Consider the following 23269-nt stretch of genomic DNA (forward strand, 5'->3'; position numbering starts at 1 on the left):
TAATAATATTTCAAATCAAAGGCCGGATTTATCCGGTCTTTTTTTTATTTTTGATCAATGGATTCCAATAAAAAATTAGGATTGATAGGACGGAATATTTCCTATTCTTTTTCTAAAAAATTCTTCGAAAATAAGTTTCAAAAGCTTATGCTTAAAGGCTTTACTTATGACATATTTGACCTGAACGAAATTAATGAAGTGGAAAACCTTTTTTCTTCTCCCGAGCTTTTAGGATTCAATGTTACGATTCCTTATAAAGAAAAAATCATCAACTATCTGGATGAGCTTAGTGATGAAGCCGAAAAAATTGGAGCAGTGAACTGTGTTCTTATTCGGGACGGAAGAAAAACAGGTTATAATACAGATGCCTTTGGTTTTGAAAAAACTCTTTTTCTACACAAACAACCTTCCCAGAATAAAGCTTTAATTTTAGGAAACGGAGGAGCTGCCAAAGCTGTACAATATATTCTGAATAAAAATAATATTCCTTGCCAAATAATCTCCCGAAACACAGAAATTAATTTTGAAAATCTGGACCAGGAAACGGTTAAGGAACACAAAATCATCATTCAATGTACTCCTGTGGGCACATTCCCAAATGTGGAAGACTGCCTGAATTTTCCGTTCGAAGCAATCTCTTCGGATCACCTGGTAATCGATTTAATATATAATCCGAATTATACGAAGTTTATTATCAATGCCGCAGAAAAAGGAGCGAAAACAGTAAACGGTTATTATATGCTTGAACAACAAGCAGAAAAAGCCTGGGAAATTTGGAATTTTCAAAAAAAATAACATAAATTAGTGCTTTAATTGGCTTTATAGCTATATTCAAAGGATATTATTAACGCCACTCACATAAAAGATTTGCTATGACTACAGAAAACAATCTTTCTGAAAACGAAGAAAAGAAAAATCCGAACGAAGTATCTCAGGAAACATCAGAAAATAAAGATTCTCATGATGTGATTCCCCATGAGGATGATGCTGAGCACCTGGAGGACCATGAAGCTGTTGAAATTTCCCTGACAGACGCTCTGAAGGAAATGGAAAAAATCATCAACACTCCTAATGCCGGTGAAAACTTCAAAAGATTCAATCTGCTGAAGGAAAAAGCAAGTCATTACATTCATGATGAAGTGGAAGATAAAAAACATGAATATACAGAAGGTGGAAATGCCTCTGAAAATTTCAGTTACGAACATCCTTTACAAGCTAAGTTCTCTGCTTTAGTTAATATATTCAGAGAAAAGCATGATGATTTTCAAAAAGGACAGGAAGAAGAACAGAAAAACAATCTTGAACACCGTCAGAATATTATTGAAAGACTTAAAAATCTCTACACCAATTCTGAACCGGGAGTTAATCTTTTCAAATCCATCCGTGAAATCAAGGAAGAATGGACGAAGGCAGGACAGGTTGCAAAATCTGAGTTTAAAATCCTTAACAACAATTATTTCCATCATTTGAACCAGTTTTATCAAATGCTGGATCTTAACAAAGAATTTTTGGAGCAGGAATACAGCCATAACTTAGAAAAGAGGCAACATATTATTGCCCGTGCCAAGGAGCTGGAAAATGAGCCCGTAATCCAGAAAGCTTTAAATGAGCTGCAGTATCTTCATAAACTTTGGAAAGAAGAAGCAGAACCGGTAGCAGAAGAATTCCGTGAAAAGACATGGGAAGAATTCAAAGAAATATCCAATAAAATTCACGAAAGAAAATCTGAACTTTCCGCAGTGATCGAACAGGAACAAAATGTTAATCTTGAAAAGAAAAATCAGATCATTGCTGAGATCAAGAAACTGTCTGAACCTGCTGAAACCCCCAATCACAACTATTGGCAAAACGCTATCAAAAGAGTGGAAGACCTTCGTTCCGAGTTCTTAAAAACAGGAAGTGTTCCAAGGAAACTTTCGAATCAGAACTGGAATGATTTTAAAACTATACTGAGAGGTTTCAATACAACAAAAAACAACTATTATAAGTCTTTAAAAGGTTCTCAACAGGCTAATCTTGAAGAAAAGTTAAAACTGATTCAGACAGCCAAAGACAATATGAATAATGAAGAATGGGATATTGTAGTTCCGTTATTCAAAAAACTTCAGGAAGACTGGAAAAAAGTGGGCCATGTTCCTAAAAGCATGACCAATAAGATCTGGGACGAGTTCCGTGATGCATGTAATGCTTTCTTCAATAATTACAGAGAAAAAAGCAATACGTCTACCGACAACTGGAAGGAAAACTATAAAAACAAAAAAGCCCTTCTTGATGAACTGAAAATGGTGACTGATGAAGAAGGCAGTATTGAAAAAATAGAACAGATCAAAACTTCATGGAATAATATTGGAAAAGTTCCCAGAGATAAAATTTCAATTAATTCTGAATTCAATAAGACCTTAAGAGAGAAATTAAAAATCAATAAGATCAATGAGCTTGAATTGAAAGAAGAAGGACTATCTGAAAACCAGCTTACCGACAAGGCAAGAAAGATCAAAAATCAAATTTCAGATCTTGAAGGCGAAATCGTTAAACTTGAAAATAACCTGGCCTTCTTTACTAAGCCATCAAGAGAAAATCCTCTTTTAAGAGATACTTATAATACTATTGATGAAAAGAAAGCTCATCTGGAAACATTAAAACAAAATCTCCACAATATCATTACCGGAGATTAAATTGTAATACAATAAATAAAGGCGGAGCAAAGCAATTTGTCTTCGCTTTTTCTTTTCTACACCTATGAATAACGACGAATTTTATATTAAAAGATGCATTGAACTGGCACAAAAAGCACTAGGCAAAACCTACCCTAATCCCCTGGTGGGAAGTGTAATTGTTCATAATGGAGAAATTATTGGGGAAGGCTACCATCATAAAGCTGGAGAAAACCACGCTGAAATTAATGCCATCAATTCCGTTAAAAACAAAGACCTTATTCCGGAATCTACCATTTATGTTTCCCTGGAGCCCTGTGCCCATTACGGAAAAACACCTCCCTGTGCTTTAAAGATTAAAGAATTGGGATTTAAAAAGGTAGTTATCGGAGCGATGGATTCTCATGATAAAGTCAATGGAAAAGGAAAAAAAATCGTTCAGGATGCCGGCATCGAAGCCATTTCAGGAATTCTGGAAGAAGAATGCATTGAGCTGAATAAAAGGTTTTTCACGTATCATGAAAAGAAAAGACCTTACATTATTTTAAAATGGGCAGAATCCGGTGACGGCTTTCTGGATAAGGACTTCAAACCGACGGCTGTTTCAAATCCTTTAGTCAATCAGTTTGTCCATCAGTTAAGGGCCGATGAACATGCCATCCTGGTAGGAACCCAAACCGCTTTAAATGACAACCCCAGCCTTACCGTAAGAAATGCAGAAGGGATAAATCCTGTAAGAATATTAATTGATTTTGATCTGAAAGTTCCGGATACCTTTAAAATCTACAATAAGGAAGCCAGAACATTGGTTTTGAATTCTATTAAAGAAGGAACTGAAGACCATATTCAGTTTATCATGATTAAGAAAGAAAATTTCCTGCAGAAACTCATGGAGACACTTTATAAAGAACAGATTCAATCTGTTATTATCGAAGGAGGACGTTTTACTTTACAGCAGTTCATTGATGGCCAACTTTGGGACGAAGCAATTGTCATCAAAAATGAGAATTTGAAATTGGAAGATGGGACCAAAGCTCCTGAGTTTAATTATACAGCTAGTAGAATTGAAAACTATAGGGATAACTCGGTATCCTATTTTGTCTTAAAATAAATCCATTTTATCCCTTTTAAATGAAATAATATATTTACATTAGTAATACAAAAATATTGCTATGAAAAATTTAAAGAAAATCACCAGACAAAATTTAAAAAAACTAGCGGGAGGTAGTGCACCTGAATGTTGCTCTTACTACCCGCCTTCATTACAGCATTGTTGCCCAACTCCTTCCAGCATGAGCTGTCCACCACCATGGCTTGACGGATCCTTCCCATGCTAGAATATGGAAACAATATATAAGATTAAAAGAGCGGAAACGCTCTTTTTTCATTCATTAAATTTTTCGGTAATATACATACATAGTGAATTTTAAAGTTTTAAATTTGCACCAGCAATTGTTGAGAGGATGACGTTTGAATACAAAACCATAGAAAAACCCATAGAAAACACTTTATTAAAAGAGAAAGGAAGTAAATTCATAGGATTTGCTTATCCTGTGAATAATGAAAGTGAGCTGAAAGCTGCATTGGAAAAAGTAAGGGAAGAACATCCAAAAGCAACTCACCATTGCTATGCATTCAGGATAGGAATAAATGGAGAAAATTATCGGGCCAATGATGATGGTGAGCCTTCAGGAAGTGCAGGATTACCTATTTACAATCAATTATTAGCCCATGAAATCACCAACATACTTGTTATTGTTGTGCGCTACTATGGAGGAACTAAGCTGGGTGTGTCAGGACTGGTAAAAACGTACAAGGAGTCTGCAAAGATGACTTTAGAAGAAGCCAGTATTATCATTAAAGAACTGGAAACACAAATCGAAATTCAATTTAATTTTAATCAGCAAAATATTATATTTACGCTGCTTTCAAGATTTGATGCGAAAGTTTTGAATTTTGATGCCAATGAAAACTGCATCCTTACTGCTTCACTGAAACTTATTCAAAAAGAAAACATCTCGGAAAAATTATCCGAGATGCAATATGTTACCTTTGAATTTAAAGATTAATCCCTTCTTCCGCCAAGAAGTAAGGAGCCCCAATAGAGAAGCTGTGCTAAAGAGCCTAAAGCTGCCACTACATAAGTTCTTGCTGCCCATTTCAAGCTGTCCTGTACGCCAACGAATTCTTCCGTCGTTACAGTTCCTGTATCTTTAAGCCATTTCATCGCTCTGTTACTTGCATCATATTCCACAGGGAGTGTTACAAAAGCAAAAAGCGTTGTCATGGCAAACATAGCCACACCAATTGCCAAAACGGTTGTATTTCCATTTGGATTCTCTATGCTTCGGGATGCTGCCATTACCGCAATACCTGCAATAAGGACAAACTGCATCAAATTAGAACTTATATTAACAATAGGAACCAGTTTTGAACGTAAATTCAACATTGCATATCCTACAGCATGCTGTACAGCGTGCCCACATTCATGAGCTGCCACTGCCGCTGCTGCTGCATTCCTCTGCATATAAACCCCTTCAGAGAGGTTTACTGTTTTATCTGCCGGATTATAGTGGTCCGTCAACTGCCCGGGAACAGATATTACCTGAACATCATTAATCCCGTTATCTCTCAACATTTTTTCCGCTACTTCTTTCCCCGAAAGACCATTTCGAAGATGTACATTGGAATAATATTCAAATTTAGATTTCAACCTTGATGACACCCACCAGCTCACCAGCATTGAAATACCAATAATGATATAATAACCCGTCATTTTATATAGATTTTGTGTTTAATTTTTATTCATAATGATATAAAAACTGTGCCAAAGTATATGATATTATTATTTATATTTGCCCTTAAATTACCATCAAAAATTATGTCGAAGGTTTCAATTATTGAAGTAAAAACAGCCGGTCAGCTCAAGCAGTTCGTAAGATTCCCAATGGATCTGTACAAAAATAACCCATACTATGTTCCATCTTTTATTAAAGACGAAATTAAAATCTGGGATGCAAAAGAGAATCCAGCCCTGCAATATTCAGAATCCAGACAATTTCTGGCACTAAAAGACGGCAAAGTGGTTGGAAGAATTGCGGTAATGATTAATCATAAAGAAGAAAAGGAATTAGGCATTAAAAAAGTACGTTTCGGATGGATAGATTTTATTGACGATGCTGAAGTTTCAAAAGCTTTAATCCAGACTGCTGCCGATTACGCCAAAGAGCACAATTTTGATATGATTGAAGGCCCGATGGGCTTCACCAATCTTGATAAAGCAGGAATGCTGACGATGGGATTTGATAAACTGGCGACAATGATAGGAATTTACAATCATGCCTACTATCCGAAGCACCTTGAAAATCTTGGCTTAACCAAAGAGAAAGAATGGGTAGAATATGAAATGAACTTCCCGAAAGTACTTCCTGAAAAAGTAGAAAAATTCAGTGGCTTAATCGCTCAGAAATATAAACTTAGTGTTCTTAATTTCAAATCAAAAGAGGAGATCCTTCCTTATGTGGAACCTATGTTTAAGCTATTAGATGAAACCTATAAACATCTATCTACCTATACTCCGATTTCGGAAGAGCAGATCAAAACATATAAAGAAAAATACTTCCCTTTTATTGATAAAAATTACGTAATCTGCGTAGTAGATGAAAATAAACAACTGGTATCTTTCGCCATTACAATGCCTTCCTATTCAAAAGCTTTACAAAAGTCAAAAGGAAAACTGTTTCCTTTCGGATGGTGGCATTTTTTACAGGCGGGCAAAAAAAATGACCGTGCCAACTTTTACCTTATCGGAATTCACCCTGAATATCAGAGACGTGGCGTAACAGCTATTATCTTCAAAGAAATTTTTGTACGGTTTACAAGCATGGGAATCAATTTCGCAGAAACAAATCCCGAGCTGGAGGAGAATAAAAGCGTTCAGCTTCTTTGGCAGGATTACAACCCGGTCAACCACAAACGAAGAAGAACGTATTCGCTAACTATAAATAATAATTAGTTATGAATGATAAGTTTTGAGCTATGAATGATTTCATTCGAAAATTAAAACTTATCATTCATAACTCAAAACTTATACCTTTTCTCATGAAACCGCAACTTATTATTTTTGCTATTCTCATCTCCGGCTTTATTGGTTACAACTTTTTTTTTCAGTCGCCGGATGACAGAACAAACACAATAATTAATATCGTGTTTGCCAGCGTTCTTTTTGGATATATTTCATTCATGGCATATGCTCTTCTTAAAAAAATGAAGAAATAACTCCTTATTTTTATTGATTCTAAATTGTAATTTTTCTCTATTTTAATCCTACTTTTAAGCTGATTAATTTCATGCTTTCTTGTTTATTCGCTAAATTTGCAAATTGAGATAATAATGCAAAAATGAATTTACCTGAAAGTTATATTCCAATCCTTATCCAGGCAGGTGTAGCAGTAGCATTCGTAGCTGTTTCCTTACTTGGAGCACATTTCCTAGGTCCAAAGCAGAAAAAAGGAGATTCTGTAAAAAACCAAAGCTGGGAATGTGGAGTTCCTAGTGAAGGAAATGCAAGAACACCGTTTTCTATCAAGTACTTCCTGACTGCGGTATTGTTCGTACTATTCGATATTGAAATCGTATTCTTTTATCCTTATGCAGTAAACTTCAGAGAATTCGGCATGGAAGGATTCCTGGCTGTACTTACGTTCGTTGCGATTTTCTTCGTAGCGTTTTTCTATGTTTGGAAGCGTGGTGCACTGGATTGGGATAAATAAATTTTAACATTAAAAGATTGAATGACTTAATTTATAAAAAATCAGCAGTGGTTTCAAATTTTTTAAATGCTTTAATCTTTAAATATTTAATCAAACAAAATGTCAGATAAAAAACCAGTAATAAGAACAGATGCACCTGCTCCCGAAGGATATGAAGGAGAAGGGTTTTTCGCAACAAAACTGAGCAGCGTAATCGGTATGGCTAGAAAGTTTTCACTTTGGCCGTTGCCATTTGCAACCTCTTGTTGTGGTATTGAGTTTATGGCTACCCTGAACCCTACTTATGATGCTTCAAGATTTGGAATGGAAAGAAACTCTTTCTCTCCAAGACAAGCAGATATGCTGATGGTTTGTGGAACTATATCAAAGAAATTAGGACCAGTCCTGAAAGAAGTATACACTCAGATGGCTGAGCCTAAATGGGTAGTGGCAGTGGGAGCCTGTGCTTCCAGTGGTGGTATTTTTGATACGTATTCCGTACTTCAGGGAATTGATAAGATTATTCCGGTTGACGTTTATGTGCCCGGATGTCCTCCAAGACCAGAACAGATTATTGAAGGGGTAATGCAGGTACAGGCTCTTGCTGAAAGTGAAAGCATCAGAAGAAGAGATATGCCTGAATATCAGAAATTATTAGATTCTTACAATATAAGCAACTAACGGAAATGACAAACGAATTTGTATTAGAAGCGATCACCAGAGAATTTCCGGAATCTGTTATTTCAAGTTCAGAACCGTATGGAATGCTGACCATTGAGGTAAAGAAAGAAGATATCAAGAAGATTATCCACTATCTTAAAGATTCATCATTAGAAATCAATTTCCTTACTGATATCTGTGGAATTCATTATCCTGAATTCCCGGACAAAGAAATAGGTGTTGTATATCATTTACATAATATGATGGTCAACTTCAGATTACGTCTGAAAATCTTTATGTCCAGAGAAAATATCGAAGTGGACTCTCTTGTAGAATTATATGCGGGAGCTAACTGGATGGAAAGGGAAACTTTTGATTTCTATGGAATTAAATTTAAAGGACATCCTGATCTTAGACCTATCCTGAATATGGAAGATCTTGGATACCACCCCATGTTGAAAGAATATCGACTTGAAGATGGTACAAGAACCGACAAGGACGATAATATGTTTGGAAGATAAAAAGCGAATGGCCAATGGCAGCTAGCCAATAGCCTGAAGCAAATAGCTAAAAGCAATCATTATGAAAGATAACTCATTATCTAATATACTAAACCAGTACGAAAGTAAGGAACAGATTGACGGACAACTATATACCCTCAATTTAGGACCTACCCACCCTGCAACTCACGGAATTTTTCAGAACATTCTAACAATGGATGGGGAAAGAATTCTTCATGCTGAGCAAACGGTAGGTTATATCCACAGAGCATTTGAGAAAATTTCTGAAAGAAGAAACTATTCTCAGATTACTACTCTTACTGACCGTATGAATTACTGCTCTGCCCCTATCAATAATTTAGGCTGGCATATGACAGTAGAGAAGCTGATTGGTGTAGAAGTTCCAAAACGTGTAGACTATATGCGTGTTATCCTAATGGAATTAGCCAGAATCGGTGATCACCTGATCTGTAACGGGGTAACCGGAATGGACTCGGGAGCTATTACAGGTCTTACGTATATGTTCATTGAAAGAGAACGTATTTATGATATGTACGAGCAGATCTGCGGAGCAAGGATGACGACTAACATGGGAAGAATTGGCGGATTTGAAAGAGATTTCACTCCAAAATTCCATGAGCTGCTACAGGACTTCTTAAAAACTTTCCCGGCAAGATTTAAAGAATTCGGTACTTTATTAGAAAGAAACAGAATTTTTATGGACAGAACCATCGGTACGGGAGCTATTTCTGCCGAAAGAGCATTAAGCTATGGTTTCACAGGTCCCAACCTGCGTGCAGCTGGTGTAGATTATGATGTAAGAGTTGCACAGCCTTATTCTTCCTACGAAGATTTCGACTTTATTATTCCTGTAGGAACTTCAGGAGATACTTACGACCGTTTCATGGTTCGTCAGCAGGAGATCTGGGAATCACTTAAAATTATCAAACAAGCATACGAAAATCTTCCTGAAGGGCCATTCCATGCGGATGTTCCGGATTTCTATCTTCCTGAAAAGGCTGATGTATATCAAAAAATGGAGGCATTGATCTACCATTTCAAAATTGTAATGGGAGAAACTGATGTACCAAAAGGAGAAGTTTACCATGCTGTAGAAGGTGGAAACGGAGAATTAGGTTTCTATCTTGTGAGTGACGGAGGAAGAAGCCCATATAGACTTCACTTCAGAAGACCATGTTTCATCTACTATCAGGCATATCCTGAAATGATTACAGGATCTGTAATTTCAGATGCCATTGTAACGATGTGTAGCATGAATATTATTGCGGGAGAATTAGACGCATAATACATTAGACAAAAAGATAAAAGAAGAAAGATAAAAGACTTTCTTCAACCCAAAATAAAACGAATTTAGAATAACGGACTTTAGAATCTTTTTTCTTTGTTCTTTACTCTTTAATCTTAGATAAAAAATGAGCGAAACAATAGCTTTTAAACCGGAAAGTTTAGCACAGGTACACAAAATTATCGCAAGATATCCTGAAGGAAGACAGAAATCTGCTCTTCTTCCTGTACTTCACTTAGCACAGAAAGAATTCGGAGGATGGTTAGATGTTCCTGTGATGGATTATGTTGCCGAACTATTAAGTATCCAGCCGATTGAGGTATATGAAGTGGCTACTTTCTATACGATGTTTAATATGAAGCCGGTAGGTAAATATGTTTTGGAAGTTTGCAGAACCGGACCTTGCATGGTGTGTGGAAGCGAAAAAATCCTTAATCATATCAGAACCAAACTGAACATTAAGGATGGAGAAACTACCGAAGATGGAATGTTTACATTAAAGCCTGCTGAATGTCTTGGAGCATGCGGATATGCACCAATGTTACAACTGGGAAAATTCTTTCATGAAAATTTAACGATAGAAAAAGTAGATGAAATCCTGGATCTTTGCAGACAGGGGCAAGTTGCTTTAGACTAAATAAATTTTAACAAATTAAAAATAGCCATAAGCTAAAAGCCATAGGCCAATAGCTGACCGCTAAAAGCATAATAAACAATGAGTAAAAAACTTTTACTTAAAGACGCACATATAGAAGGTATTCGCTATTTTGAAACATACCGTAAACAGGGAGGTTACACTGCAGCAGAAAAGGCCTTGAAGATGACTCCGGACGAAATTCTTGAAGAAGTAAAAGCTTCAGGATTAAGAGGACGTGGTGGAGCAGGATTCCCAACAGGAATGAAATGGAGCTTTTTGGCAAAACCTGAAGGCGTTCCAAGACACCTTGTTGTGAATGCGGATGAATCTGAGCCCGGAACATTTAAAGACAGATATCTAATGGAGTTCCTTCCTCATGTATTGATTGAGGGAATGCTTATTTCATCATTCTGCTTAGGTTCCAATGTTTCCTATATCTACATCCGTGGAGAGTATTCGTGGATTCCTGATATTTTAGAAGAAGCTATTGAAGAAGCTAAAGCAGCGGGATTTTTAGGTAAAAATATTTTAGGAACTGGCTTCGACTGTGAAATTTATGTTCAGAGAGGAGGTGGAGCATACATCTGCGGTGAAGAAACGGCATTGCTTGAATCCCTTGAAGGAAAGAGAGGTAATCCAAGGCTAAAACCGCCATTCCCGGCTGTAAAAGGTCTTTGGGAAAGACCAACAGTGGTAAACAACGTTGAGTCTATTGCTGCTATCGTTCCTATCATTGATATTACAGGTGCTGAATACGCTAAAATTGGTGTGGGAAGATCTACCGGTACGAAATTGATTTCTGCTTGTGGAAACATCAATAAACCGGGTGTATATGAAATCGACATGACGATTACAGTAGAAGAATTCATCTACTCTGACGAATATTGCGGTGGTATTGCCAACGGAAAAAAATTAAAGGCTTGTATTCCCGGAGGAAGTTCCGTTCCTATTGTTCCTGCTAACTTATTGTTGAGAACAGTAAATGGGGAGCCTAGATATATGAACTACGAATCATTGGCAGACGGAGGTTTTGCTACCGGAACTATGATGGGTTCAGGAGGTTTCATCGTTTTGGATGAAGACCAGTGTATCGTAGAACACACGATGACTTTAGCAAGATTCTATAATCACGAAAGCTGTGGTCAATGTACGCCTTGCCGTGAAGGTACAGGATGGATGTATAAAATCTTAAAAAAAATAGAAAACGGACAGGGAAAAATGGAAGACATCGATCTACTTTGGGATATCCAGAGAAAAATCGAAGGAAACACAATCTGTCCATTGGGTGATGCCGCAGCTTGGCCAGTTGCAGCAGCAATCCGTCACTTTAGAGATGAATTTGAGTGGCATGTAAAAAACCCTGAGTTATCACAGACTCAAAATTATGGATTGGCAAATTATGCAGATCCTATTCCGGCCGTAGAAAAAAACGCATAGATGAAAAATTTGTTGGTTGTCGGCTTAATGTTGTCGAGTTTTGTTTTCGGACAAAAAAAAGAAAAAGATACTTTAATAGACAGAAGTATGGCGGATTCGTTTGCAGCGACTCCTAATCAGAAACCTGAACCTTTAAGCAAAAAGGGACAGATGTTTGTTTTTTTTGGATGGAACAGAGCCGCCTTCAGTAACTCTGACATCCGTTTTAAGGGAAATGGCTATGATTTTCAGCTGAATAATGTATCCGCTCAGGACAGACCTACAAAGTTTGGAATCGTTTACATTAATCCGGGATGGTTTACCGTAGTTCAGTATAATTTCAGAGCGGGATATTTTATCAAAGATAATTTAGCACTTGTTCTTGGAATTGACCATATGAAATATGTGATGGATCAGGATCAGACAGTTAATTTCAAAGGGCATATTTCAGATCCTGAATATGCAGGAATGGTACAAAACGGACAGGTAAACCTGGCAGATGAGAAGTTCCTTACTTTCGAACATACGGATGGACTTAATTATGAAAACCTGGGTCTTGAAAGATATCAAAACCTTATCAACAAGAAAAACGTTGATTTAGTTTGGTCTTACGGAGCAGGAATCGGAGTCATGTTTCCTAAAAGTAATGTAAGACTTTTTGGAAATGAAAGAAGCGACCGTTTTCATGTTGCAGGTCTTGGGACCGACGTAAGATCCAGTCTTAACCTTGTTTTCTGGAACCACTGGATGGCAAGACTGGAAGTAAAAGCAGGTTATATCAATATGTGGGATATAAAAACTACATTAAATAATAAGCCTGACAAAGCACAGCAGGATTTTGTTTTCGGGCAGGTCCTTGCAGGAGTTGGATATACATTTAATACGAAAAAATATAAATAACAAAGCCTATTGCTTAATGCATAAAGCTTAAAGCATACAATATGAGCGAAGAAGTTAAAAAATTCACAATAACGATAGACGGACAGACTACTGAAGTTTTGCCTGGTACTTCTATTTTGGAAGCCGCAAGACAAATTGGTGGAAAATCTGTACCTCCCGCGATGTGTTATTACAGCAAATTGGAAACCAGTGGAGGAAGATGCAGAACATGTCTTGTAGAAGTATCTAAAGGATCTGAAGCTGATCCGCGTCCTATGCCAAAATTAGTGGCTAGCTGCAGAACGAATGTAATGGACGGTATGGAGGTAAAAAACCTTACTTCTGAGAAAGCTCAGGAAGGAAGAAAAGCGGTTACCGAATTCTTATTGGTAAACCACCCGCTGGACTGCCCTATCTGTGACCAGGCAGGAGAATGTCATCTTCAGGACTTAGGTTATGAACATGGTGTAGACAGTACAAGAACAGAGTTCGAAAGAAATACTTACGAAGCTGATGATCTTGGACCGAACATCAAATTGAACATGAACCGTTGTATTCTTTGTGCAAGATGTGTATTGACAGCAAACCAGCTTACAGATACAAGAGAACACGGTATTCTTTTCAGAGGAGACCACGCTGAAATTTCTACCTATTTAAATAAAGCTTTAGACAATGACTTCATTGGAAACATTATCGACGTTTGTCCTGTAGGAGCATTAACAGACAGAACAGCCCGTTTTGCAAGCAGAGTATGGTTTACCAAACCAATGAACGCTTCCTGTAAATGTGATAAGTGTTCAGGAAAAGCTGTGGTATGGATGAAAGGTGACGAGATTGTAAGAGTAACAGCAAGAAAAGACCAGTGGGGAGAAGTTGAAGAATTTATCTGTGATACCTGCCGTTTCGAAAGAAAAGCATTATCAGACTGGAACATCGAAGGTCCTAGACATATCGACAGACACTCCGTAATTTCATTGAACCACTACGAGAAGCCTAAAGATGAACTGAGAGTTTTAGACAATCCAATGGCTAAAGAAATCAGTGAAAAAGACGAAAAATAATTTTAATTAAAAGACATCAGATTTCAGACATTAGATCACAGACTTTCTAATTTCTAACTTCTAATATCTAACATCTATAACAAAAAAATGGATTTAATAACATTTAAACTTATACTTGTACTAGCGCTTTTCCTGCTGTCCTTAACGATTGCAGCCTACTCTACCTGGGCAGAAAGAAAAGTTGCCTCTATCATGCAGGATAGAATTGGTCCTAACAGAGCAGGACCCTTCGGACTATTACAGCCTCTTGCTGACGGTGGAAAGTTTTTCTTTAAAGAAGACTTTACTCCGGCCAATGCAGAAAGATTCCTTTTTGTATTGGGGCCTGCTTTAGTAATGTTTATTTCATTAATCACAGGAGCTGTTATTCCTTGGGGTAAAAGTTTAAATATTGCAGGTACTTCTTTTGATCTTCAGGTAGCCAACATTGATGTGGGAGTACTTTTCATCATCGGAATGGCTTCCATTGGGGTGTATGGAATTATGATCGGAGGTTGGGCTTCCAATAACAAATATTCATTATTAGGTGCTATCCGTGCTTCTTCACAGATGATTTCTTATGAACTGGCGATGGGACTGGCACTGCTTTCTATCATTATGATGTCAGGAAGTTTAGACTTAAAGGAAATTACTGAAAGCCAGACTACTGGGAAATTATGGGGAGTAATTCCTTGGGGTTCTGGTATGAACTGGAATATTTTCTACCAGCCAATTGCCTTCCTTGTTTTCTTTGTAGCAGCTTTAGCAGAAACAAACCGGCACCCGTTCGATTTACCTGAGTGTGAATCTGAATTGGTAACAGGATACTCTACGGAGTACTCTTCCATGAAGTTAGGGTTATATATGTTCGGAGAATATGTGAACATGTTTATCTCCAATGCTTTCATGGTGGTTCTTTTCTTCGGAGGTTACAACTACCCTGGTATTGAATGGGTAACTCAGAACTGGGGTGAAAACATTGCAGGTATTTTGAGTATTGCAGCATTCTTAACGAAGACGGTAATTGGAATTCTGATCTTTATGTGGATCAGATGGACACTTCCAAGATTCAGATATGACCAGTTAATGCACTTAGGGTGGAAGACACTGATCCCAATGGCATTGGTAAACCTATTAATTACAGGAGCTGTAATTTTAGCATTTGCAAACTAAGAAATTTGAAAATGAGCTGATTTGAAAATTTGATAATGAAATCAAAGCTTTATCTTTAGCGTATCATATTCAATCATCAATATTAAATAATTAAGATAACAGACAAGATTAGTCTAAAATCTAATGTCTAACATCTAATATCTATAATTAAATGAAACTTACAAACAGATCAAAAGTTGTTTCCAATAAAGAAATGACCCTTGCTGAAAAAATCTACCTTCCTGCTATTTTTACAGGGATGGGGATTACATTTAAGCATGCTGTAAGAACCGTGATAAAGGGTGCTCCCGCAGTATATTCGTATCCGGAAGTACAGAAGCCAAGAACTACCATCTGGAGAGGTCAGCACGTTTTGAAAAGAGACGAGGAAGGCAGAGAAAGATGTACGGCCTGTGGACTTTGTGCGGTAGCTTGTCCTGCAGAAGCCATTACGATGACTGCTGCTGAAAGAACCAAAGAGGAAAAAGGCCTTTACAGAGAGGAAAAATATGCTTCAGTATATGAAATCAATATGCTGAGATGTATCTTCTGTGGAATGTGTGAAGAAGCCTGTCCTAAATCCGCTATCTATCTTACAGACAGATTGGTGGATGTGGAAACCAACAGAGGTTCTTTCATCTATGGAAAGGATAAATTAGTTGAAAAAATAAATGAAAGGATTGACATCACAACAAGACAATCCGAGAAACAAAAAAATGCGGTAAAATAATGGATCAGTTTTTATTTTTCTTGGTGGCGTTTTTAGCAGTGGCAAGTGCTGTTTATTTTGTATTTGCCAGAAATCCTTTATATGCTATTTTGTCATTAATCGTCACGATGTTTTCAATTGCAGGAATGTACATTCTTTTGAATGCACAGTTCTTAGCCATTATCCAGATTATAGTGTACGCAGGTGCCATCATGGTACTTTTCCTTTACATCCTAATGATGCTTAACCTTAATAAGGGAGACGAAAGTAAGAAGAACAATACTTTAAAATTTGTTGGAGTTTTTACTGCAGGTCTTCTTTTAGTAGGGGTATTAGGGGTATTCAGAGGAGTACAGGACAACCACATTGTAGTGGAGAATGTAGACAGAGGAGTGGGTCTTACTAAAAATCTGGGTAGACTTTTGTTTAATGAATATGTTTTACCGTTTGAGCTTGCTTCCATCCTAATTCTGGCAGGTATTGTAGGCGCGGTATTAATCGGTAAAAAAGATTTATAAATTATGGGAGAAGTAAATACATTTATACAAAGCATCCCCTTGGAGTACTTCATCATTCTTTCTTCGGTATTATTCTGCCTGGGAGTGATGGGCGTATTGCTAAGAAAAAATGCTATTGTGATTCTGGGCTGTGTAGAGCTTATGCTAAATTCTGTAAACCTTTTATTGGCAGCTTTTTCAGCATATAAAGGCAACGGCGACGGACAGCTTTTAGTTTTCTTCATTATGGTAGTGGCTGCTGCTGAAGTAGCAGTAGGTTTGGCAATTATTGCTATGCTTTATAGAAATACCCGTTCTGTAGATGTGAGTATATTTAATAAATTAAGAGGATAAGAATGGAGAATTTAGTATATGCAATAGTACTTTTACCACTTTTAGGGTTTCTTATTAACGGTTTATTCGGGAAAAATCTTCCAAAAATATTGGTAGGTTCTTTGGCCACTGCAGCAGTATTCGGATCTTTCTGTATTGCTGTAAGTCTTTTCATGAATTTCAATTCTGAAAGTCAGCCTGTAATCGTAAAAGCTTTTGAATGGTTTAGAGTCAATGGTATTCAAATTAATTTTGGATTCCAGATCGATCAGCTTTCTTTAATGATGGTGATGATCATCACGGGTATCGGATCATTAATCCACCTATACTCTATCGGATATATGAGTCATGACAAAGGGTTCTATAAGTTCTTTACTTACCTGAACCTTTTCATCTTCTCAATGTTACTTTTAGTAATGGGAAGCAACTACCTTATCTTATTCATCGGATGGGAAGGTGTAGGTCTTTGTTCTTACCTGTTGATCGGATTCTGGTATACTAACGAAGAATACGGTAAAGCGGCAAGAAAAGCTTTCATTATGAACAGAATTGGTGACCTTGCATTATTGATCGGTATCTTTATGATTGCTGCTCAGACCAATGCTGTAGATTACCTTTCAGTAGCAGAAAACGCTTCAAAATTTGAATTAGACGGAACCGTGATCATCTTTATCACAGCCAGTTTATTTATCGGTGCTACCGGTAAATCGGCTCAGGTTCCTTTATATACATGGTTACCGGACGCAATGGCCGGTCCTACTCCCGTTTCAGCGTTGATCCACGCGGCAACGATGGTTACGGCAGGGATCTATTTGGTAGTAAGATCTAACTTCTTATTTACTTTAGCCCCTACGGTACAGGGAGGAATTTTATTCATCGGGTTCTTAACGGCAGCTTTAGCAGGGTTCTATGCACTTCGTCAGAACGATATCAAAAAAGTATTGGCATATTCTACAGTTTCACAGCTTGGATTTATGTTCATTGCTTTAGGTCTTGGAGCGTATACAACGGCTATGTTCCACGTAATGACACATGCATTCTTTAAAGCTTTATTATTCCTTGGTGCAGGTTCTGTAATCCATGCTATGAGCAACGAGCAGGATATGCGTTTCATGGGAGGTCTTAAAAAATACATTCCTCTTACCCATGCTACCTTCCTTATCGGAACATTAGCCATCTCAGGTTTCCCTTTATTATCAGGGATGATCTCTAAAGACGAAATTTTAGTAGCAGCTTTCGCTAAAAATCCGGTGTACTGGGTGATCTTATTTGTTTTAGCGGCAATGACTGCAACGTATATGTTCAGATTATACTATTTAACATTCCACGGAGAATTCAGAGGTACTGAAGAACAAAAACACCACTTACACGAAAGCCCGTCAAATATGACCTTACCATTGATCGTATTGGCTATTCTTTCTGTAATTGGAGGTTTTATCAACCTGCCACACTTCATCGGTCACGGGCATTATGCTAAACTGATGGAATGGTTGAAGCCGGTTCTTACGGAACAAAGCTACAACCAAATGGAAGCTACCCTTTCGGGAGTACCTTTCAATACTGAAATGATATTATTGGCAGCTACAGTGATTATGTTCTTTACGGTATGGTTTATCGTTAGAAACACTTATGTAAGTAAGAAAAAAATGGCTGTTGCAGAAGAAAGCTATACCGGATGGGAAAAGCTTTCTGCTAAGAAATTATACGTTGACGAACTTTACAACGCATTGATTGTAAAAACTGTTGAAGGATTAGGACGCGGAGGAAAGATGTTTGATAAGGGTATCTTAGATCGTTTTGTAAACTTTGTAGGTGATGGTGCTGAAGACAGCGGAAAAGCTATGAAGCGTGTTCAAAACGGAAATGTAGAGACGTATATTCTTATCATGTCTTTAGCTGTGGGAATTATATTAATTGTTAACTTTTTATTACAATAATAATGTCTTGTTTATTATTAACATTATTACTTTTACCTCTAGTAGGTTCGGGATTAGTTTTTGCATGGAAGAGTAATTCCAGCAAATATTTGGCACTGGGAATTGCACTGGTACAAATGCTTCTTACATTTTATATACTTTCGGATTTCGATTTTACTCCGACGGTAGATAGTGTATTGCAGCATGAGATCAATTATCCCTGGTCACAATTTATGAAGAGTTCTCTTCACTTCGGTATCGATGGGATGAGCATGCTTCTGCTATTGCTGACTAATATTTTAGCGCCAATCATCATTTTATCTTCTTTCAATGAAAGTGTAAACTACAGAAATACATTCTACGGTTTGATTCTGTTGATGCAATTTGGTCTTGTAGGAGTTTTTACTTCTCTAGACGGATTGTTGTTCTACATTTTCTGGGAAGTAACATTGATTCCAATTTGGTTTATTGCCGGACTTTGGGGACAGGAAAATAAAAGGTTTGAATTCACTACGAAATTTTTCGTATATACATTCGTTGGATCTTTATTTATGCTGGCCGGATTGATCTATGTGTACAACCACTCTGCATCATTCGCCTTAACAGATCTATACAATGCGCAACTTAACGAAGTACAGCAGACGGTGGTATTCTGGTTTATTTTCTTTGCATTTGCAGTGAAATTACCGGTATTCCCTTTCCATACATGGCAGCCTGATACCTATACCTACTCTCCTACTCAGGGATCGATGTTGCTATCAGGGATCATGCTTAAGATGGCAGTGTACGGGGTAATGCGTTATTTACTTCCAATTACTCCACTTCCTATTGCTGGGATTTCAGGACAGATTGTGATCATTCTTGCCATTGTAGGAATTGTTCACGGAGCTCTGATTGCTATCATCCAAACAGATATGAAGAGAATCATTGCGTATTCATCTTTTTCTCACGTAGGATTAATGGTGGCAGGGATCTTTGCTTCAGCAGTGGTTACTTTAAGAGGTAATTTCAATGTTGAAGGTGCTGAAGGAGCTTTGGTACAGACTTTCGCTCACGGTATCAACGTGGTAGGATTATTCTACTGTTGTGATATTTTATACAAGAGATTTAAATCAAGAGATATCAGACAAATGGGAGGTTTAGCAAAAGTAGCTCCTAAATTTGCGGTATTATTCCTGATCATTATATTAGGTTCAATGGGAGTTCCATTAACCAATGGATTTATCGGAGAATTTATTCTATTGAAATCAGTATATGATTTTAACGGAACAGCAGCAGTAATTGCTGGTCTTACGGTAATTCTTTGTGCAGTGTACTTATTGAGATTCTACGGAAAAGCAATGTTTGGAGAAGGAGATGAGGCAGTTCTAAGCACAGCAAAAGATTTATCAGGTGTAGAATTTTCTGTATTGGCAAGTTTAGCGGTTTTTGTGATTTTACTTGGTATTTTCCCACAACCGGTAATAGACATGGTGAGCAGTTCAGTGAAGTTTATCTACACGGCGATGGCCAACTAAAAATTAAAAGATTTAAAAATTAAAAAATTAGGAGATTAGAGAAAAGTAAAAGACAGGAGACCAAGAGATTAGAGACAGGAGACTAAACCTGGAACTTTACGTCTTACATCTTAAGCTTTATCTTCAAATCTCACATCTCAAATCTATATTATGAGTGTTTTAATTATTGTTTTCCTAACGGCAGTTATTGCGTTATTTTCAGGAGTTTTTGAACAAGGAAAATTCGCAAGATACATTGGGATTTTGGGATTAATCATCGCATTGTACGTAAGTTTTATGCCGGAATGTTCGTTCTTCGACCATTACAAGCATATGTATGAGTACAGTGCCAATACAGCATTATTCACAAAAATATCCATTGTAACAACCTTATTGTTATTCTTCCTTGGAGGTTTTGCATTCAGCAATCACAGAAGCCACCAGTCGGAATTATATGCTTTAATGCTATTTGCATTATGTGGAGGGATCATCCTTTTCGGATACCAAAACCTGGTGACGATGTTCTTGGGGGTGGAGATTCTTTCTATTCCACTTTATGTAATGGCCGGAGCCAACAAAACTGATTTAAGATCAAACGAAGCTTCTATCAAATATTTCTTAATGGGTGCATTCGCAACAGGTTTCCTACTTTTCGGAATTGCGTTCATCTATGGAAGTGCGGGAAGTTTTGACCTCTATAAGATCCATGATTTTGGAATAGCAAACACTGGTAATGTAATGTTTATCTTAGGGGTATTATTAATCCTTTGTGCATTGGCATTCAAAGTCGCTTTGGCACCTTTCCATATGTGGAGTCCTGATGTATATGCAGGTTCTCCTTCATTAATTACAGCTTTCATGGCAAGTGTAGTAAAAATCTCAGGATTCTTCGCCCTGTTCAGATTAATGACCATTGGTTTTGCCGGGGTTACCCATGAATGGATCAATGTTTTAGGGGTATTCTTAATTATTACTTTGCTTTTGGCAAACGTTATGGGTCTTGCCCAGACGAATGCAAAAAGAATGCTGGCCTACTCTTCAGTTTCTCACGCCGGATACATCGGATTGGTATTCTTCGGAATGACCAGCCTTTCTACTTATAATTTAGCATTTTATTTATTTGCGTACTCATTATCTACAGTAGGAGTTTTTATGTGCTTAATCTGGGTAGAGAAATTAAAGAGAGAAACTTCTTTCGGAGCATTCAAAGGATTGGCAAAAACAGAACCTTTATTAGCTACTGCGGCAGCAATCTCTATGCTTTCTATGGCAGGAGTTCCGCTAACAGCGGGTTTCATGGGGAAATTTGCTTTATTCTCCCAGGCTATGAACGGTGCAGCTTTCCTTGTATTGGTAGCTGTGTTAGGTTCTGCCCTATCTATCGCTTATTATTTAAGGCTGATTGTAGCCATGTTCTTCTTTAAAGAATCAACATTCAAGTCATCAGAGAAAGTAACGCTTACTTATAATATCATTGCAGTAGTTGTTATTGCCTTGATTATCGTTCTGGGAATTTTCCCGGACCTGTTTGCAAGAATATTCGGACTGTAAAAGTTATCTATTATTATATCAAAAACCTTCCAGGCATCTGGAAGGTTTTTTTTTGTCAAAATTTTTATAAATTTCAGACAACAAAATAAATTTTACTCTCTATCATTATAACCCCATCTCACATTACTAAACACACCAATCACATGATCACGTATATGACTCTTCCAGGCGATACTCTGGAGAAAATTGCTTCCGACCTGAAAGTAGAAAACCCCAACTATATCAAAGAGGTGCATAATAAATGCTGCGCCCTGCACAACAGACTGGTAGAGCCTGTACAGCTGAAACCTGGAACACTCCTTCATATTCCGTTTGGGGATGAAATAAAGAATCTCAATATTAAAATTAATGAAAATGGAGACAGCTTCTACTATCATCCACCCCATGGAAATATTCCGTTTCAGATCCCTTTATTGGAGGGCAGCTATAACATGAAGCATCAGAAATATCAGGACCACAACATGCAGGCAGATTATCAGTATCAAATGGAACTTAAATACCTGAAAACGCAAAACGATCATCACTTTTTTTCAATGCAGCTAGTAGATTCCAGAAAGGACGGAATGGAATCAGACAGTAAAATTTCCAGCCTGGCGAAAGCCTGCACAACAATTATTTACCCATTGCAAATAAGGACAGATGAAAAAGGCAGACTTATAAGTGCCGAGTTTATGCATTCAGAAACGGTCATTAAAGAGGAACTGGAAGCGTTGAAAAAATACTTTACAGATGAACTTTCAGCTTCTTATATCGATCAAATGAAAAAAAAGGCGGGAGATAAAAAACAGATTCTTGGAGATATAAGGCATACACTTCCTGTACAATTCCTGTTTGGATCTTTTTACAGAGCCCAATATGGAGACTGGACCGATTCCAAAATCTATCATGAGTTTCTTCCGTGGATTGCCCATGCTTCCCCGATACGTTTTGAACTTTATAACCGGATCTTACCAAAAGATTTAGCTACAGATAATGAAGCACTGAAAATCATTCAGAACGGCAGCTGCTGTGACTACCGTAATCTCAATCAGCTGTATGATAAAAACTATATTTATTCTGAACAAACTCCCATTAATGAAAACTCTGTACACTGCCGCCATGAAGCAGAATATATTTTTAACAGAAAGGATCTGGCAGTTCAAAAAATCACAGGAAGTTTTGAAATTCAGATTGGTGATGTGACAGAAAAAGATGTTTTCATGATGGAAAAAGCAATAAAATAAATTAGTATCTTTGAGACAGCACCATCAAAAACGCAAAATATGTCCGAATCCGCATCACCACATGACGGAAAACACTTTGTCATACAGAAAGGAAAAACCCAGTGTAATCAGGGAGACCTCTTTCCACAGTTTAAAGTCACTTCCCATCAGAAACATTACTGGAATAATGAAGAAGGTAAGGCTGATTATCTGGCCGTTACCGAAGATGACCTTCAGTTTAATCCCCAAGGCCCAAGTTTCGGAAAATGTAAACTGAAACCTACTCCCGGTGGATATCTTCCCTGCGCATATGCTCCCGCAGGAAAATGGCAGAAAACTTACGAAAAAGTAAAAGTAATGGGTAAAAGCTGCGTTACAGAAATCTCAGAACTTATGTGCTCTACAGGTGGAAAAATCACCATCATGGAACATGGGCAGACTGCTGCTATGACTCAGCAGAATGTTAAAAATGCAGACCCTCAGGAACAGCATCATATCAATCCTTTTATTGATTTCAAAGAATTCCAGAAGGAAACGGATGATCATGAAGCAGATGCCTATTAACCATAC

The 23269-nt window shown here is 37.4% G+C and carries 23 protein-coding genes; 22 read left to right on the forward strand and 1 reads right to left on the reverse strand.

The window, feature by feature from the left end:
* The first annotated feature begins 57 nt into the window (after positions 1-57).
* The 4 genes from MP477_RS18855 to MP477_RS18870 all read left to right on the forward strand — a co-directional run bounded on the left by MP477_RS18855 (position 58) and on the right by MP477_RS18870 (position 4723).
* Positions 58-795: a shikimate dehydrogenase gene (locus MP477_RS18855; RefSeq protein WP_257191604.1), complete on the forward strand. Its 738-nt coding sequence runs from the start codon at positions 58-60 to the stop codon at positions 793-795.
* A gap of 77 nt (positions 796-872) precedes the next feature.
* Positions 873-2675, forward strand: a complete 1803-nt coding sequence (locus MP477_RS18860; RefSeq protein WP_230039838.1) for a DUF349 domain-containing protein — start codon at positions 873-875, stop codon at positions 2673-2675.
* 64 nt (positions 2676-2739) lie between these two features.
* A complete protein-coding gene (gene ribD, locus MP477_RS18865) occupies positions 2740-3765 on the forward strand; it encodes a bifunctional diaminohydroxyphosphoribosylaminopyrimidine deaminase/5-amino-6-(5-phosphoribosylamino)uracil reductase RibD (protein WP_257191606.1) in 1026 nt (341 codons plus the stop codon).
* A gap of 352 nt (positions 3766-4117) precedes the next feature.
* A complete protein-coding gene (locus tag MP477_RS18870; protein ID WP_257191607.1) occupies positions 4118-4723 on the forward strand; it encodes a YigZ family protein in 606 nt (201 codons plus the stop codon).
* Here MP477_RS18870 and MP477_RS18875 read toward each other — a convergent pair.
* Positions 4720-5430 carry a zinc metallopeptidase gene (locus tag MP477_RS18875; protein WP_230039844.1) on the reverse strand — a complete coding sequence of 237 codons (711 nt, stop codon included), beginning with the start codon at positions 5428-5430 and terminating at the stop codon, positions 4720-4722. The genes MP477_RS18870 and MP477_RS18875 overlap by 4 nt on opposite strands.
* A 105-nt stretch (positions 5431-5535) precedes the next feature.
* Between MP477_RS18875 and MP477_RS18880 the strand changes: the two genes are divergently transcribed.
* From MP477_RS18880 to MP477_RS18965, 18 genes are all read left to right on the forward strand, one after another.
* Positions 5536-6669, forward strand: coding sequence for a GTP cyclohydrolase (locus tag MP477_RS18880; RefSeq protein ID WP_257191608.1), 1134 nt, complete (start codon positions 5536-5538; stop codon positions 6667-6669).
* A 385-nt stretch (positions 6670-7054) separates the two neighbouring features.
* Positions 7055-7426, forward strand: coding sequence for an NADH-quinone oxidoreductase subunit A (locus MP477_RS18885; RefSeq protein WP_076356209.1), 372 nt, complete (start codon positions 7055-7057; stop codon positions 7424-7426).
* Between the two features lie 99 nt (positions 7427-7525).
* The gene (locus MP477_RS18890; RefSeq protein ID WP_002983540.1) at positions 7526-8086 is read left to right on the forward strand and encodes an NADH-quinone oxidoreductase subunit B; all 561 of its coding nucleotides are present in this window, start codon (positions 7526-7528) and stop codon (positions 8084-8086) included.
* 5 nt (positions 8087-8091) lie between these two features.
* Positions 8092-8586 (forward strand): NADH-quinone oxidoreductase subunit C, encoded by a 495-nt coding sequence (locus MP477_RS18895; RefSeq protein ID WP_257191612.1) that lies wholly within the window; start codon positions 8092-8094, stop codon positions 8584-8586.
* Between the two features lie 61 nt (positions 8587-8647).
* On the forward strand, positions 8648-9871 hold the full coding sequence (gene nuoD / locus MP477_RS18900; protein WP_047494369.1) for an NADH dehydrogenase (quinone) subunit D: 1224 nt from the start codon (positions 8648-8650) through the stop codon (positions 9869-9871).
* Between the two features lie 127 nt (positions 9872-9998).
* Positions 9999-10508, forward strand: a complete 510-nt coding sequence (nuoE, locus tag MP477_RS18905) for an NAD(P)H-dependent oxidoreductase subunit E (protein WP_230039853.1) — start codon at positions 9999-10001, stop codon at positions 10506-10508.
* A 78-nt stretch (positions 10509-10586) separates the two neighbouring features.
* Positions 10587-11945, forward strand: a complete 1359-nt coding sequence (gene nuoF, locus MP477_RS18910; protein ID WP_230039856.1) for an NADH-quinone oxidoreductase subunit NuoF — start codon at positions 10587-10589, stop codon at positions 11943-11945.
* An 87-nt stretch (positions 11946-12032) separates the two neighbouring features.
* Entirely contained in the window at positions 12033-12824 is a 792-nt protein-coding gene (locus MP477_RS18915) for a hypothetical protein (protein WP_306552785.1), read from the forward strand.
* Positions 12825-12865: 41 nt separating this feature from the next.
* On the forward strand, positions 12866-13864 hold the full coding sequence (locus MP477_RS18920) for a 2Fe-2S iron-sulfur cluster-binding protein (RefSeq protein WP_230039860.1): 999 nt from the start codon (positions 12866-12868) through the stop codon (positions 13862-13864).
* Positions 13865-13951: 87 nt separating this feature from the next.
* Complete coding sequence (gene nuoH, locus MP477_RS18925; protein WP_230039862.1) at positions 13952-15016, forward strand: NADH-quinone oxidoreductase subunit NuoH; 1065 nt, start codon at positions 13952-13954, stop codon at positions 15014-15016.
* A 151-nt stretch (positions 15017-15167) separates the two neighbouring features.
* Positions 15168-15725, forward strand: coding sequence for an NADH-quinone oxidoreductase subunit I (locus MP477_RS18930; protein WP_040996950.1), 558 nt, complete (start codon positions 15168-15170; stop codon positions 15723-15725).
* Complete coding sequence (locus MP477_RS18935) at positions 15725-16222, forward strand: NADH-quinone oxidoreductase subunit J (protein ID WP_047494349.1); 498 nt, start codon at positions 15725-15727, stop codon at positions 16220-16222. The genes MP477_RS18930 and MP477_RS18935 overlap by 1 nt, the downstream gene beginning before the upstream one ends.
* 3 nt (positions 16223-16225) lie before the next feature.
* Complete coding sequence (gene nuoK / locus MP477_RS18940; RefSeq protein ID WP_047494345.1) at positions 16226-16555, forward strand: NADH-quinone oxidoreductase subunit NuoK; 330 nt, start codon at positions 16226-16228, stop codon at positions 16553-16555.
* Between the two features lie 2 nt (positions 16556-16557).
* The gene (gene nuoL / locus MP477_RS18945; protein ID WP_257191615.1) at positions 16558-18471 is read left to right on the forward strand and encodes an NADH-quinone oxidoreductase subunit L; all 1914 of its coding nucleotides are present in this window, start codon (positions 16558-16560) and stop codon (positions 18469-18471) included.
* 2 nt (positions 18472-18473) lie between these two features.
* Positions 18474-19967 (forward strand): NuoM family protein, encoded by a 1494-nt coding sequence (locus tag MP477_RS18950; RefSeq protein WP_047494340.1) that lies wholly within the window; start codon positions 18474-18476, stop codon positions 19965-19967.
* 150 nt (positions 19968-20117) lie between these two features.
* Positions 20118-21497, forward strand: a complete 1380-nt coding sequence (locus MP477_RS18955; protein ID WP_257191617.1) for an NADH-quinone oxidoreductase subunit N — start codon at positions 20118-20120, stop codon at positions 21495-21497.
* Positions 21498-21640: 143 nt separating this feature from the next.
* Complete coding sequence (locus MP477_RS18960; protein WP_257191618.1) at positions 21641-22720, forward strand: hypothetical protein; 1080 nt, start codon at positions 21641-21643, stop codon at positions 22718-22720.
* A gap of 39 nt (positions 22721-22759) precedes the next feature.
* On the forward strand, positions 22760-23263 hold the full coding sequence (locus MP477_RS18965; RefSeq protein ID WP_257191619.1) for a DUF4280 domain-containing protein: 504 nt from the start codon (positions 22760-22762) through the stop codon (positions 23261-23263).
* Positions 23264-23269 lie beyond the last annotated feature (6 nt).

This window comes from Chryseobacterium sp. WG23, assembly GCF_024586575.1.
Classification (GTDB): domain Bacteria; phylum Bacteroidota; class Bacteroidia; order Flavobacteriales; family Weeksellaceae; genus Chryseobacterium.

What these genes read in the sequence shown, in the direction of transcription:
- MP477_RS18875 (WP_230039844.1), bottom strand. Translation starts at nt 5,430, where the DNA reads ATGACGGGTTATTATATCATTATTGGTATTTCAATGCTGGTGAGCTGG.
- MP477_RS18885 (WP_076356209.1), top strand. Translation starts at nt 7,055, where the DNA reads ATGAATTTACCTGAAAGTTATATTCCAATCCTTATCCAGGCAGGTGTA.
- nuoH (WP_230039862.1), top strand. Translation starts at nt 13,952, where the DNA reads ATGGATTTAATAACATTTAAACTTATACTTGTACTAGCGCTTTTCCTG.
- nuoK (WP_047494345.1), top strand. Translation starts at nt 16,226, where the DNA reads ATGGGAGAAGTAAATACATTTATACAAAGCATCCCCTTGGAGTACTTC.
- MP477_RS18950 (WP_047494340.1), top strand. Translation starts at nt 18,474, where the DNA reads ATGTCTTGTTTATTATTAACATTATTACTTTTACCTCTAGTAGGTTCG.
- MP477_RS18895 (WP_257191612.1), top strand. Translation starts at nt 8,092, where the DNA reads ATGACAAACGAATTTGTATTAGAAGCGATCACCAGAGAATTTCCGGAA.
- nuoL (WP_257191615.1), top strand. Translation starts at nt 16,558, where the DNA reads ATGGAGAATTTAGTATATGCAATAGTACTTTTACCACTTTTAGGGTTT.
- MP477_RS18920 (WP_230039860.1), top strand. Translation starts at nt 12,866, where the DNA reads ATGAGCGAAGAAGTTAAAAAATTCACAATAACGATAGACGGACAGACT.
- MP477_RS18880 (WP_257191608.1), top strand. Translation starts at nt 5,536, where the DNA reads ATGTCGAAGGTTTCAATTATTGAAGTAAAAACAGCCGGTCAGCTCAAG.
- MP477_RS18965 (WP_257191619.1), top strand. Translation starts at nt 22,760, where the DNA reads ATGTCCGAATCCGCATCACCACATGACGGAAAACACTTTGTCATACAG.
- MP477_RS18930 (WP_040996950.1), top strand. Translation starts at nt 15,168, where the DNA reads ATGAAACTTACAAACAGATCAAAAGTTGTTTCCAATAAAGAAATGACC.
- MP477_RS18855 (WP_257191604.1), top strand. Translation starts at nt 58, where the DNA reads ATGGATTCCAATAAAAAATTAGGATTGATAGGACGGAATATTTCCTAT.
- nuoE (WP_230039853.1), top strand. Translation starts at nt 9,999, where the DNA reads ATGAGCGAAACAATAGCTTTTAAACCGGAAAGTTTAGCACAGGTACAC.
- MP477_RS18915 (WP_306552785.1), top strand. Translation starts at nt 12,033, where the DNA reads ATGGCGGATTCGTTTGCAGCGACTCCTAATCAGAAACCTGAACCTTTA.
- MP477_RS18955 (WP_257191617.1), top strand. Translation starts at nt 20,118, where the DNA reads ATGAGTGTTTTAATTATTGTTTTCCTAACGGCAGTTATTGCGTTATTT.
- MP477_RS18960 (WP_257191618.1), top strand. Translation starts at nt 21,641, where the DNA reads ATGATCACGTATATGACTCTTCCAGGCGATACTCTGGAGAAAATTGCT.
- MP477_RS18890 (WP_002983540.1), top strand. Translation starts at nt 7,526, where the DNA reads ATGTCAGATAAAAAACCAGTAATAAGAACAGATGCACCTGCTCCCGAA.
- ribD (WP_257191606.1), top strand. Translation starts at nt 2,740, where the DNA reads ATGAATAACGACGAATTTTATATTAAAAGATGCATTGAACTGGCACAA.
- MP477_RS18870 (WP_257191607.1), top strand. Translation starts at nt 4,118, where the DNA reads ATGACGTTTGAATACAAAACCATAGAAAAACCCATAGAAAACACTTTA.
- nuoF (WP_230039856.1), top strand. Translation starts at nt 10,587, where the DNA reads ATGAGTAAAAAACTTTTACTTAAAGACGCACATATAGAAGGTATTCGC.
- MP477_RS18935 (WP_047494349.1), top strand. Translation starts at nt 15,725, where the DNA reads ATGGATCAGTTTTTATTTTTCTTGGTGGCGTTTTTAGCAGTGGCAAGT.
- MP477_RS18860 (WP_230039838.1), top strand. Translation starts at nt 873, where the DNA reads ATGACTACAGAAAACAATCTTTCTGAAAACGAAGAAAAGAAAAATCCG.
- nuoD (WP_047494369.1), top strand. Translation starts at nt 8,648, where the DNA reads ATGAAAGATAACTCATTATCTAATATACTAAACCAGTACGAAAGTAAG.